The organism is Roseobacter sp. MH60115 (assembly GCF_015644665.1).
Taxonomy (GTDB): domain Bacteria; phylum Pseudomonadota; class Alphaproteobacteria; order Rhodobacterales; family Rhodobacteraceae; genus Roseobacter.
The window spans coordinates 385,864-398,764 of sequence record NZ_JADOBQ010000004.1; the positions used below are offsets into that span (position 1 = coordinate 385,864).

The following is a 12,901-nucleotide window of genomic DNA, read 5'->3' on the forward strand; positions in this document are numbered from 1 at the left end:
GGTCACCGGGGCTTTGCCAAGCGTGCGCTGTCGCGATAAGCAAGGCGCGGGGCAGGCAAGCGGGGATTGCAGAATGGACAAGCCGATGAGAATTGCGATCACGGGTGTGTCGGGCCGGATGGGGCGGATGCTGGTGGAGACAATCGAAGCCTCTGACCGGGCCGTGGTGTCGGCGGCCATTGAGCGGACGGGGCATGGCTGGATCGGGCGGGATCTGGGTGTCGCCATGGGCGGGGCAAGTAGCGGTGTTGTTGTCACGGATGATATCGACGCGGCCCTGTCGGACGCGGATGTTGTCATTGATTTTACGGCACCGACGGCCACCATCGCCTTTGCGCAGGCGGCAGCACGGGCGGGTGTTGCGCATGTGATTGGCACCACCGGCATGACAGCGCAGGAGATCGCGCAGCTTGAGGCCCCAGCGACGCAGACCGTTATTGTGCGGGCGGGCAATATGAGCCTTGGGGTCAACCTTCTGGTGCAGCTGACCAAGCGGGTCGCGGCCGCCCTCGACGATGATTACGACATCGAGGTGATCGAGGCGCATCACAACCGGAAAGTGGACGCGCCCTCGGGCACGGCACTGATGCTGGGCGACGCAGCGGCAGAGGGGCGTGGTGTTGATCTCGATGATGTGTCCGACCGCGCACGCGACGGCATTACCGGCGCGCGTGACAGGGGGCGTATCGGTTTCACCGCCATCCGTGGCGGCGATATCATCGGAGAGCATGACGTGATGTTCGCTGCCGATGGGGAGCGGATTATCCTGCGGCACGTCGCCTCTGACCGGTCCGTGTTTGCGCGGGGCGCCTTGAAAGCCGCGCTTTGGACCGCCGGAAAGCGACCGGGCGCCTATGATATGCTCGACGTCCTGGGTCTCTCTGAGCAATAACTTGCCGAGAGTCGTCCTTTGAGTCATCCAAGTCGCGTGCTGCTGCGTAGTACTTTCATGACGCTTAAAGGAGATGATGTGCGATGCGCTTGATTTTGAGCCTTGTGACAGGTGTAGCAGTCTTGACCGCAACCTCCGTGGCGGCTGAGTTCACCAAGGTCGACAGTCAGCAAGAGTTTCTATCGCTTATCTCCGGCAAAGAGCTGCGACGTCCGTTTGTGAAGCTCGAAGTATCGCCGCAGGGGGATATCTCCGGCATTGGTGCGGCTTGGACTGTGACCGGGAACTGGACCTGGCGCGAAGGGTACTTCTGCCGGGATCTCTTCTGGGGTGGCGATCCGCTCGGATATAATTGCCAGGCTGTCGAGGCGCATGACAACCGCATCCGCTTCACGTCCGACAAGGGGCGTGGCGATTCGGCGGAGTTTCGTCTCAAGTAATCTTTGTCGCCGCCTGATCCAAAGGCACGCGCTGCGCGCGTACGACATACGCCCGTTCCGGGCAATTGGCGCCTTTATCAAGTGGGTTGATCAGAAATCGACCGCGAGGCCTTTCTTTTCCCAATCGCCATAGCGCACGGGTTCCGGGCCGTCCCGCCCACCCAGTTCGGTTGGCAAATCAAGCGCTTTGGCCTTTTGTCGCCGTTCCTCAGCCTCTGCCAACGCCCGCTGTGCGGCGGGCGGGAGCTTTGGTTTTTCCTGCGGTCTGTGCGCGTCGTCTGGCATTGCTACATCTCTTTGATCTGCCACCTTGATATACGCCGCTCTTTGGCGCAGACAACCCGCCAGCATTCAATGGAGCCTTGTGCATGTCCGATACCGGCGTTCCCGCCCGAAAAAGCGCGGTCTACCTGCTCGACCAGATCCTTGGTGAAGGGCGTCTGATGTCAGAGCTGTTGGGCGCGGGGGCGCTGGACGCTCTGCCGGTGGCGGATCGGGCGCGGGCGGCGCGCTTGGCGCAGGACACGCTGCGGGGGTTGGAACGGGCAGACCGTCTGTTGCAAAAGCACCTGTCGAAGTATCCACCGCTCACCGTGCGCAACGCTTTGCGGGTTGGCACGGTGGAGCTGTGTCAGGGGCAGGCGGCGCATGGTGTGGTCAATGCAATGGTCGAACTGGTGGCGCGTCACAAAAGACTGGGCCATCTGAAAGGCCTGACCAATGCGGTGTTACGCAAAGTCGCGGCTGAGGGACCGGAGGCATGGGATGCCCTGCGCGCGCCGCGCTTGCCAAAGTGGTTGAGGGGGCCGCTGGTTTCGGCCTGGGGGCCGGACGCAATGGCGGCAATAGAACGCTCGCATTTCGCTGGGGCGCCGCTGGATTTGACGGTCAAAAGTGACCCTGCAGCCGTCGCCGCTGCCACCGGAGGCACCGTGCTGCCCAGCGGGTCAGTGCGCATTGCGGATCCGGGTCAGGTTTCTGCCATGGCGGGCTTTGAGGCGGGAGACTGGTGGGTTCAGGATGCCGCCGCCGCCTTGCCCGTGCAGGTGCTTGCGCCGCAGACCGGGGAGGAGGTGCTTGATCTCTGTGCCGCGCCGGGGGGCAAGACGATGCAATTGGCGGCCGCCGGGGCGCGGGTCACGGCGGTGGACGATTCCGCCGGACGCATGGCACGGGTGACGGAAAACCTGAAACGCACCGGGCTGAGTGCGGAGTTGATCGTGCAGGATGCGCTGGCGCATGCGGGCGCGTACGATGCCATCCTTCTCGACGCGCCCTGTTCCGCAACCGGCACCATCCGTCGTCATCCCGATTTGCCCCATGCCAAGGATGGGTCCGAATTCGGCGCCCTGATCGATTTGCAAGGTACATTGATCGATCACGCGTGGAGCCTGCTCAAACCCGGCGGCAGAATGGTGTTCTGCACCTGCTCCCTGTTGCCTGATGAAGGCGAGGTGCAGATCGATGAGGCGCTGTTGCGTCACCCCGACATGCGAGTGGACGCGGCGGCGCTGGACCTGCCGGGTGTCGAGAAGGACTGGCACACGGCTGAGGGCGGGCTGCGGCTGCGTCCCGACTACTGGGAAGATCTCGGGGGTATGGATGGTTTCTACATCGCCTGCCTGCACAAGCAGACGCGATAGTTTTCTCGGCTGATCCGCGCAATATAATGCGGTGACTCACGTCATCAGTCGGGGTAACATGTGCCAAAGCGCCGTCAGAGCGTCCTCAGGCAGAGAACCCCATGTCCGAAAACAGAAGTTTGGCCGCCCGCAAGGTGCATTTTCTAAACCGCTGGCATGCCGCGCGCGCGGGCAGGATGCGCGCGCGGGCCGTCGGGTTTGTGTCGTCCCCCGAACCACGCACCATTGGCAGCTTTGCCCGGGGGCGGCAGCTGCTGGCGGGCAACTTCCTGTTTGCGGGTCATTTGCTGGAGCATCAAGACAGCGATCTTTGGGATCTGCCGGCGCCGAATGCCGATTATGAGCAGGAAATCCATGGGTTTGCCTGGCTGGACGACCTGGCCGCCGTGGGCGATTTGCCCGCCCGCGTCGCAGCGCAACGCTGGCTTTGGAACTGGATCGAGCGCTACGGGCGCGGGCGCGGGCCGGGCTGGACGCCGGATCTGACCGGGCGGCGGCTTATCCGCTGGATCAACCATGCGCTCTTTATGCTGCGCGGCAATGATGCGCCGGACAGCGATGCGTTTTACCGCAGCCTGCATCAACAGACGTATTTTCTGTCCAAGCGCTGGCAGGGCGCGGCCAGTGGCCTGCCCCGTTTCGAGGCACTGACCGGTCTGATTTATGCGGGTCTCTCGCTGGAGGGTATGGAAGGCATGGCGGTGCCGGCGGTAAAGGCTTTGGCAAAGGAATGTCGCACCCAGATCGATGATCAGGGCGGGTTGCCGACACGCAATCCGGAGGAGCTTCTGGAGGTTTTCACGCTTTTGACCTGGGCGGCGGCGGCCTTGTCGGACGCGGGTCAGGCCGCGCCGCCGGAGCATCTGGAGGCGATCGAGCGTATCGCCCCAACGCTGCGCACCCTGCGCCATTCCGATGGGGGGCTTGCGCGTTTTCACGGAGGCGGGCGTGGGCAGGAGGGGTGGCTGGACCATGCGCTGGCGCAGGCCAGGGTCAAAAGACGTCAGCCCGATGGGCTGTCGATGGGGTTCGCGCGCCTCTCTGCCGGGCGCACCAGCGTGATCGTCGATGCCAGCAAGCCGCCGACAGGGCGCGCGTCCTATAATGCGCATGCCTCGACACTGGCGGTGGAACTGACCTCGGGGCGGCGTCCTTTGGTCGTAAATTGCGGCTCTGGCCGGTCCTTCGGGCCGGATTGGCGCCGTGCGGGTCGGGCCACACCCTCACATTCGACACTGTCGCTGGATGGCTATTCCAGTGCGCGACTGGGCAATGCAGAGGGCTCCACGGGCCGCGAGGAGCTGATTGAATCGCCCACCAAGGTACCGATTGAGATCGGTCACGTCAGCGATGGATTGCGATTTCAGGGGGGACATGACGGGTTTGTTGCCACCCACGGTCTGACGCATGCCCGCACGCTGGAGATGACCTTTGACGGTCGCGCCATGGCGGGCGAGGATATGCTGCTGGCGCTGGATGATGCGGAAAAGCGGCGGTTTGATCTGGCGCTGGATGCCACCAAACTGCAGGGTATCGCCTTTGACATCCGGTTTCATCTGCATCCGGAGGTGGACGCGACCCTGGATTTGGGCGGGGCCGCGGTGTCCATGGCGCTGAAGAGCGGTGAGATTTGGGTGTTCCGCCACGATGGGGCGCAAAATCTGACCCTGCAGCCGTCGGTCTACCTGGAAACCGGAAGATTGAAGCCCCGGGGCGCAAATCAGATTGTTCTTTCGGGCAAGGCTATGTCATACGCCACGCGTGTCCGCTGGTCTCTCTCCAAGGCGCAGGAAACTGCGGTTGGCATTCGGGATCTCAGCCAAGATGCGCCTGACCTGACTGACGAGCCTTAAAGGATCCTGCCCATGACCGATCTCGCCCCGCTGCGCCGCGCCCTGCTGTCCGTATCCGACAAGACCGGGCTGGTGGATTTTGGCAAGGTACTGGCGGCACGGGGGGTTGAACTGCTCTCTACCGGGGGGACGGCGAAGGCGCTGCGGGACGCGGGGCTGCAGGTGCGCGATGTGGCCGAGGTGACCGGATTTCCCGAGATGATGGATGGGCGGGTCAAGACCCTGCACCCGGTGGTGCATGGTGGTCTATTGGCGCTGCGGGACAACGACGATCACGTGGCGGCGATGGAGACGCACGGCATCGGGCCCATCGATCTGGTGGTGGTGAACCTCTACCCCTTTGAGGAGACCGTGGCCAAGGGCGCGGCCTATGCCGAAGTAATCGAGAACATTGATATCGGCGGCCCCGCGATGATCCGCTCGGCGGCGAAGAACCACGGGTTCGTGACGGTGGTCGTGGATGTGGAAGACTATGATGCCGTGCTGGCGGAACTGGACGCGCAGGACGGACAGACCGGCTATGCGCTGCGCCAGCGGCTTGCGCAGACAGCCTATGCACGCACGGCGGCCTATGACACGGCTGTCAGCACGTGGATGGCGGCAGAGGTGGGTGAAACACCGCGCAGACGGACGTTTGGCGGCACGCTGGCACAGACTCTGCGCTATGGCGAGAACCCGCATCAGGCCGCAGCCTTCTACACCGATGGCAGTAGCGCGCCTGGCGTGGCCACAGCCAAGCAGCATCAGGGCAAAGAGTTGAGCTATAACAACATCAATGACACCGATGCGGCCTTTGAACTGGTGAGTGCCTTCGATCCGGCGGAAGGTCCGGCCTGTGCGATCATCAAACATGCCAATCCCTGCGGTGTCGCGATGGGGGCCACGCTGAAAGAGGCCTACACGCGCGCTTTTGATTGTGATCGCACTTCGGCCTTTGGCGGGATCATCGCGTTGAACCAGCCCTTGGATGCCGCAACGGCAGAAGAGATCACCGGGATTTTTACCGAAGTCGTGATTGCGCCTGGAGCCGATCAGGGCGCAATGGATATTTTCAGCCAGAAGAAGAACCTGCGTCTGTTGACCACATCCGGCCTTGCGGACCCGCGCGCAGCGGGTCTGGCCGTGCGGCAGGTGTCAGGCGGATATCTGGTACAGGATAAGGATGTGGGTCACGTGGGTGTGGAGGACCTGAAAGTTGTGACCAAGCGCCAGCCGTCCGAGCAGGAGATGGCCGATCTGCTTTTTGCCTGGACCGTAGCGAAACATGTGAAATCGAACGCGATCATTTACGTCAAGGATGGCGCTACTGTGGGTGTCGGCGCCGGCCAGATGAGCCGGGTGGACAGCACGCGCATTGCCGCGCGCAAGGCGCAGGATATGGCGGAGGCGATGGGTTTGCCCGCGCCGCTGACCCAAGGATCGGTCGTGGCGTCGGATGCGTTTTTTCCCTTTGCCGATGGGTTGATCACGGCGGCAGAGGCGGGTGCAACCGCGCTCATTCAACCGGGCGGGTCGATGCGGGATGACGAGGTGATTGCCGCGGCGGATGATGCCGGGATCGCCATGGTCTTTACCGGCATGCGCCACTTCCGCCACTGAGAGAGGAGCCGTCATGCGTGCCCTTGCTCTGGCGGCCCTGATCGCCTTTGTCATCGACCAGCTCAGCAAGTATCTGGTGATCCATGGGATGGAGTTGTGGCGTGTCCGCGCCATTGACGTGCTGCCGCCGGTGCTGAATTTTCGCTATGGCGAGAACCGGGGCATCAATTTCGGCCTTTTTGGCGATGCGTCTGACGCCAGCCGGTGGGTCCTGATTGGGCTGGCGGTTGTGATCTGCGCGGCGGTTCTGATCTGGGCATGGCGGCAGGAGCTTGGTTTTTGGGCGCAGGTTGGTGCCGGGTTCTTGATCGGCGGGGCGCTGGCCAATGTGCTCGACCGGCTGATCTATGGCTATGTGCTGGATTTTCTGAACATGTCCTGCTGCGGGATCGAAAACCCCTTTGTGTTCAACCTGGCGGATGTGTTCATTTTCGGGGGGGCCATCGCATTGGTTTTCCTGTCACCCGATCCCAAGGACACACCAAAAAAAGGCCAGTGACATTGCCTGCTTGCATGGCGTATCAACAGGCAGACCGCGAGGAGACCTGACATGAGCCGTATTTTGGCCCTCATTCTGATCACAGCATCTGTTGGCGCCTGCGCCAATACCGGGCTGCGCGATCTGCGGTCGAACACGCGTGGGCCCGATGAATTCATCATTGAGCCAAAGGCGCCGCTGCAGACGCCTGATGATCTGACCAGCCTGCCCGCGCCCACGCCGGGTCAGGGCAATCTGACCGATAATGATCCGCTGTCTGATGTGGTGGTGGCACTGGGCGGTCGTCCGTCGAACGCAACCGCGGTGCCTGCCACGGATGGTGCTCTGGTCACCGCGGCCAGCCGGTTTGGCGTGACACCGAACATCCGGCAGAACCTTGCCGAAGAAGATGCGGATTTCCGCCGCAGGCAGTCGCGGTTCACGCAGTACCGCCTGTTCCGGGAAGACCGCTACCTGCAAGCCTACCGCCGTCAGGCGCTGGACGCCAGCGATGTGGCGGAGCGGTGGCGTCGTGCCGGGGCCCGAACGCCGAGCTATCCGCCGAACTGATCATGGTGCGCAAGCCGCGCACCTCACTTTCGTGACAGCGTGACTTGAACCGCGCGGCTTGGGGCGTATTTCTTGCCCAGACCCGATGTGCTTGACCTTTGGAAGGACAGATCATGATACGACTGCCTGCGCTTGCTGCCATCCTTTCGTTTCTGCCCGGTCTGCTGGCCGCTGATGATGAGGCCGTGACGACCTTTGCCCTCGACAACGGGATGCAGGTTGTGGTGGTCGAGGATCATCGGGCCCCGGTTGTGCAACATATGTTGTGGTACCGGGCAGGCTCCGCCGATGAGCCCAAGGGATCGTCCGGCGTGGCGCATTTTCTGGAACATCTGCTCTTCAAGGCCACCGACACGTTGGAAGCCGGTGAGTTGTCGGCGACCGTCGCGCGCAATGGTGGACGGGACAATGCCTTCACCTCCTACGATTACACCGCCTATTTTCAGCGGGTTGCGGCGGATCGGCTGGAACTGATGATGCGCATGGAAAGCGACCGGATGCGCAATATTCGTCTGACCGACGAGAACATCGAGACCGAGCGCGATGTGATCATCGAGGAACGCAACCAGCGGACGGAGAACAACCCGAACGCGCTTTTCGGCGAACAGATCGCAGCGGCGCAATACCTCAACCACCGCTACGCTGTGCCGATCATCGGCTGGATGCATGAGATGCAGACGCTGGATATGGAGGACGCGCTGGGCTTCTACGAGATTTACTACTCGCCCAACAACGCGATCCTGGTGGTGTCGGGCGATGTGACGCCCGAAGAAGTCCGGACATTGGCAGAGAAGTATTACGGCGTGATCCCTGCAAATCCCGACCTGCCGGAGCGTGTTCGCACCGAAGAGCCACCGCAGACCGCCGAGCGCCGGTTGATCTTCCGCGATGCGCGCGTCGCCCAGCCCTATGTGCGCCGGTCCTATCTGGCGCCGGAACGCGATCCCGGTGCGCAGGAGAAGGCCGCCGCGCTCACCTTTCTGGCGGAGATTCTGGGGGGTGGTACGACATCCTATCTGACGGATGCGCTGCAGTTCGACACACAGATTGCGACGTATTCCGCGGCTTTCTACCGTGGGGTTTCGCTGGATGACACGACGTTCAACCTCATCGTTGTTCCCCGCCCGGATGTCAGCCTGCAGGAAGCCGAAGACGCGCTGGATGCGGCGGTGGCGCAATTCCTGATCGATGGCGTGGATCCGGAGCAGCTGGACCGGATCAAGCTGCAGATCCGTGCCGATCAGATCTATGCGCGGGATGATGTGGACCGGATTGCCAACCGTTATGGTCAGGCGCTGTCGTCGGGGCTGACGGTAGAGGACGTGCAGGCGTGGCCGGATGTGCTGGAGGCCGTCACGGCTGAGGATATCATCGAAGCCGCCCGCGATGTCTTTGATAAACGGGCCTCGGTCACCGGTTGGCTGATGCGTGAGGAGGTCACCCAATGATCCGCTTTTTCCTGTCGATTTGTATTGTCATCGGTTTCGCGCTGCCCGCCTCAGCCGAGGTGGACATCAAGGAGGTGACATCCGACGCGGGGCTGACCGCCTGGCTGGTCGAGGACCACTCCATTCCCTTCGTGGCGCTGGAAATCCGGTTCCGGGGCGGTGCCTCGCTGGATGCGCCGGACAAGCGCGGGGCCATCAACCTGATGACCGGGCTTTTGGAGGAGGGTGCGGCAGACATGGACGCGCGCGATTTTGCGCGATCTACCGAGGCGCTGGCGACCTCTTTTGGCTTTGATATCAGCGACGATTCGCTTTCGGTCTCCGCCCGCTTTCTGACCGAAAACAAGGAGGCATCTGTCGCCTTGCTGCGGGCCGCGCTGCAAGAGCCGCGTTTTGATCAGGATGCCATTGATCGTGTGAGGGAGCAGGTTTTGTCGGGCATCCGGTCAGACGCCAAGGACCCGAACGAGATCGCGTCGCGGGCTTTTGACCAGATCGCCTTTCCCGGGCATCCCTATGCCACATCGCTCAGTGGAACAGAGCAAAGCGTTGCGGCGCTGACCCGGGATGATCTGCTGGCCGCGCACCGCGCGGTACTGGCGCGGGACCGGATCTATATCGGCGCCGTCGGGGACATCACGCCGGAGGAATTGGGCGTGCTGATGGATGACCTGCTGGCGGCATTGCCGGAAACGGGCGCCCCGATCCCGCCGCGTGCGGAGGTTCAGATCCCCGGTGGGGTGACGGTGGTCCCCTTCGATACGCCGCAATCCGTGGCGATTTTCGGCCATGGTGGTATCGCACAGGACGATCCTGATTACTTCACCGCGCTTGTGCTCAACCAGGTTCTGGGCGGTGGCGGTTTCGAGAGCCGCCTGATGGATGAGGTCCGGGAGAAACGCGGGCTGACCTATGGTGTCTATTCCTACCTGCTGGCCAAGGATCTGGCGGAGGTCTACCTGGGGTCGGTGAGCTCGGCCAATGACCGGATCGCAGAGGCGATTGAGGTGATCCGTGACGAATGGGCGAAAGCTGCCGTGGAGGGTCTTACCCAGACCGAGCTGGATGATGCAAAAACGTACATGACCGGCGCCTATCCGCTGCGCTTTGACGGGAACGGGCCGATCGCACAGATCATGGTGGGTATGCAGATGCTGGGCCTGCCCATTGACTACATCGCGACCCGGAATGATCGTGTGGAGGCGGTCACGCTGGAAGATGTGCAGCGTGTGGCAGCCGACCTGCTGGACCCCGCGGGGCTCCACTTCGTTGTTGTGGGCCAGCCCACCGGGCTGGAGAGTACGCCCGCCAACTGAGCTGCCGTTGCCAGAATGAGGCGCTGACGCGCCACGCCATGTCCTCGACCCGGTTGGGTCGAGTGCTGTCGCCTCGGTCAGGCGTCATTCGCCGTAGGGCACCCAGATGTTTTTGACTTCCGTTGCCGCTTCAAGGAACTCATGTCCCTGACCGGCGGTTCCCATCCAATCGCGGGCCAGGCCGTTGTTGACCCATGTGCGTTTGAGATTTGCGGCACTGGCTTTTTCGATCTCTCCCGAGAGCGATTTTGTCCCGAAGCTCCAGACCGCATCGATATCCATATGTGCGGCCATGGGAGTGGCGACGTCGGCCTGCGGGCCCGTCAGGATATTGACCACGCCCGCCGGGACGTCTGAGGTTTCCAGCACCTGGGTGAAATCCGTGGCGGCCAGCGGGTAGGGTTCCGAGGCGCTGAGGATGACCCGGTTGCCCATGGCGATGGCGGGGGCCATGCAGGAAATCAATCCTAGGAGGGGCACTTCGGACGGGCAGACCACGCCGATCACGCCCACTGGTTCTTTCATCGCAAGTGCCACACCGCGGATCGGCACGCCATGTACCTGGCCGTCGTATTTGTCTGCCCATGCGGCATAGGTGAAGAGGCGATTGATCGCGGCCTCGACTTCTTTTGCGCCCTGTTTTCCCCCCATCATATCGTCGAGGCGGCTCGCGAACTCATCCGCGCGGGCGGAGAGGTTTTCGCCGATGTAATAGAGGATTTGTGCGCGCAGGTGACCGGTTGTTTTGGACCAGCCTTTCGCGGCATGAGCGGCTTCAACCGCGTTGCGGACATCCTTGCGGTTGGCAAGGGAGGCGTGCCCCAGCAGTTTGCCGGATTTGCCCCAGATCGGGGCGGAATAGCCGCCGTCCGGGCGGGCCTGTTTGCCGCCGATGTAGAGCTTTGCCGTGCGGTCTATCGGGTCGGTTGGTGCACCATCCCCTTGATTGGGCTGGATGTCCTTGAGGGGCTTTTTGGTGCCTTTTACTCTGGTGTAGCCGGACAGACCTTCCCAACCGCCTTCGCGGCCGAAGCCGCTTTCCCGCACCCCGCCAAATCCGGCGGCGGCGTCCATCAGGTTGGTGCCGTTGACCCAGACGATGCCGCTGGCCAGTTTGGGCGCGATGTCGAGGGCGAGGTTGATGTTCTCGCTCCAGACCGTGGCGGCAAGGCCGTAGCGGCTGTTGTTGGCCAGCGCGATGGCGTCTTCCGGTGTGCGGAAGGTGGTGGAGACGAGCACGGGGCCAAAGATCTCTTCCTGCATGAGCGTGTCGGCAGGGTTCAGCCCGGTGATCAGCGTGGGCGGATAAAAGGAACCTTCGGAGGGCAGTTCGGTGGCCGCGACATGCGTCTCGCCCGCAGTGTTGGCCGCGACCAGACCGGCGATGGCGTTGAGCTGTACCGGATCGACGATGGCGCCGACATCGATGCTTTTGTCCAGCGGGCTGCCGACGCGCAGCTTGTCCATGCGGGCGCGGAGTTTGGCGTAAAACACCTCTGCCACCGGTTCGTGCACCAGAAGGCGTGAGCCCGCGCAGCAGACCTGTCCCTGATTGAACCAGATCGCATCGACAAGGCCCTCGACGGCGGAATCCAGATCGGCGTCATCGAAAACGATGTAGGGGGATTTCCCACCCAGCTCGAGGCTCAGCGCCTTGCCGGAGCCTGCGGTCGCCTCGCGGATACGGCGCCCCACGGCGGTCGACCCGGTGAAGGCGACTTTATCCACCTCTGCCGCCACGACCATCTCGCCCACGGCGCTATCGCCGGTCACGATGTTCACCACGCCCTTTGGCAGGCCCGCCTGACGGCAGATATCGGCAAAGAGAAGGGCGGTGAGCGAGGTATATTCTGCCGGTTTCAGCACCACGGTGTTGCCCATGGCCAGCGCGGGCGCGATTTTCCACGCCAGCATCAGCAGCGGGAAATTCCACGGGATGATCTGACCACAGACGCCAAGCGCTTCGCGGTCGGGCAATTCCTCTTCCATCAGCTGCGCCATGCCTGCGTGGAAATAGAAATGCCGTTGTGCCAGGGGCACATCGATGTCGCGGCTTTCCCGGATTGGCTTGCCGTTGTCCAGCGTCTCCAGCACAGCAAAAAGGCGGCTGTGTTTTTGCAACAACCGTGCAAGCGCATAGAGGTAGCGCGCGCGGCCCGGTCCCCCTAAAGCCTCCCACTTAGGCTGCGCCTTGCGCGCGGCCTTGACCGCCGTATCCACATCGGCCTGCGTGGCCTGTGTCAGCGTCGCAAGGACCTCACCAGTGGCGGGGTTGCGGCTGTCGAAGCCTTTGCCGGGTTTGGTAAAGGCCCCGTCGATGAAATGGCCAAAGCGGTCCCCCTGATCCACCAGCCACGCCAGCGCTTCGGCGGCACTTTCCGGGGCGACCCCGTAATCCATCGTTTCAAAAATCTCGGAGATGGTCATAGCCAAATCCATCCTTTTCTGGATTTCTCGACCTTACCCTCATCGACAAGCAATTGAGCTGCCCACCTCATTTCATATTGCCAGATATAGAAAAGGTCTCCTTCTTTTTTGAAGTCCAATTCGTGCTTCCGCCAGAGTTCTTGTGCAACCTCAACAATAGTCATACGTCGACCACTGCTCGCCAAAACTTTTGCCACCATCGGTTTCAGTGTTTCTCTTGGTGAAGTCATTCGTG

Annotated in this window: 12 protein-coding genes; 9 read left to right on the forward strand and 3 right to left on the reverse strand. The window is 62.4% G+C overall.

The window, feature by feature from the left end:
* Positions 1-73 precede the first annotated feature (73 nt).
* Positions 74-892 carry a 4-hydroxy-tetrahydrodipicolinate reductase gene (gene dapB / locus ISX84_RS14960; protein ID WP_195821180.1) on the forward strand — a complete coding sequence of 273 codons (819 nt, stop codon included), beginning with the start codon at positions 74-76 and terminating at the stop codon, positions 890-892.
* 83 nt (positions 893-975) lie between these two features.
* Positions 976-1,332 carry a dihydrodipicolinate reductase gene (locus ISX84_RS14965; protein WP_195821181.1) on the forward strand — a complete coding sequence of 119 codons (357 nt, stop codon included), beginning with the start codon at positions 976-978 and terminating at the stop codon, positions 1,330-1,332.
* A gap of 90 nt (positions 1,333-1,422) precedes the next feature.
* Here the strand turns inward: ISX84_RS14965 and ISX84_RS14970 are convergent, their stop codons facing one another.
* Positions 1,423-1,617, reverse strand: a complete 195-nt coding sequence (locus tag ISX84_RS14970; RefSeq protein ID WP_195821182.1) for a DUF1674 domain-containing protein — start codon at positions 1,615-1,617, stop codon at positions 1,423-1,425.
* Between the two features lie 83 nt (positions 1,618-1,700).
* Here ISX84_RS14970 and ISX84_RS14975 point away from each other — a divergent pair, with 83 nt between their 5' ends.
* From ISX84_RS14975 to ISX84_RS15005, 7 genes are all read left to right on the forward strand, one after another.
* A complete protein-coding gene (locus ISX84_RS14975; protein ID WP_195821183.1) occupies positions 1,701-2,975 on the forward strand; it encodes an RsmB/NOP family class I SAM-dependent RNA methyltransferase in 1,275 nt (424 codons plus the stop codon).
* 101 nt (positions 2,976-3,076) lie between these two features.
* Positions 3,077-4,828: a heparinase II/III family protein gene (locus ISX84_RS14980; protein ID WP_195821184.1), complete on the forward strand. Its 1,752-nt coding sequence runs from the start codon at positions 3,077-3,079 to the stop codon at positions 4,826-4,828.
* Positions 4,829-4,840: 12 nt separating this feature from the next.
* Positions 4,841-6,427 carry a bifunctional phosphoribosylaminoimidazolecarboxamide formyltransferase/IMP cyclohydrolase gene (purH, locus tag ISX84_RS14985; RefSeq protein ID WP_195821185.1) on the forward strand — a complete coding sequence of 529 codons (1,587 nt, stop codon included), beginning with the start codon at positions 4,841-4,843 and terminating at the stop codon, positions 6,425-6,427.
* A 13-nt stretch (positions 6,428-6,440) separates the two neighbouring features.
* The gene (gene lspA / locus ISX84_RS14990) at positions 6,441-6,926 is read left to right on the forward strand and encodes a signal peptidase II (RefSeq protein WP_195821186.1); all 486 of its coding nucleotides are present in this window, start codon (positions 6,441-6,443) and stop codon (positions 6,924-6,926) included.
* Positions 6,927-6,977: 51 nt separating this feature from the next.
* Complete coding sequence (locus tag ISX84_RS14995; RefSeq protein WP_195821187.1) at positions 6,978-7,475, forward strand: DUF3035 domain-containing protein; 498 nt, start codon at positions 6,978-6,980, stop codon at positions 7,473-7,475.
* A 113-nt stretch (positions 7,476-7,588) separates the two neighbouring features.
* A complete protein-coding gene (locus ISX84_RS15000; RefSeq protein WP_195821188.1) occupies positions 7,589-8,923 on the forward strand; it encodes a M16 family metallopeptidase in 1,335 nt (444 codons plus the stop codon).
* A complete protein-coding gene (locus tag ISX84_RS15005) occupies positions 8,920-10,239 on the forward strand; it encodes a M16 family metallopeptidase (protein ID WP_195821189.1) in 1,320 nt (439 codons plus the stop codon). Before ISX84_RS15000 ends, ISX84_RS15005 begins: the two co-directional genes overlap by 4 nt.
* Positions 10,240-10,323: 84 nt before the next feature.
* Here the strand turns inward: ISX84_RS15005 and ISX84_RS15010 are convergent, their stop codons facing one another.
* Positions 10,324-12,666 (reverse strand): aldehyde dehydrogenase family protein, encoded by a 2,343-nt coding sequence (locus ISX84_RS15010; protein ID WP_195821190.1) that lies wholly within the window; start codon positions 12,664-12,666, stop codon positions 10,324-10,326.
* Positions 12,663-12,896 (reverse strand): hypothetical protein, encoded by a 234-nt coding sequence (locus tag ISX84_RS15015; RefSeq protein WP_195821191.1) that lies wholly within the window; start codon positions 12,894-12,896, stop codon positions 12,663-12,665. Before ISX84_RS15015 ends, ISX84_RS15010 begins: the two co-directional genes overlap by 4 nt.
* Positions 12,897-12,901: the final 5 nt, after the last annotated feature.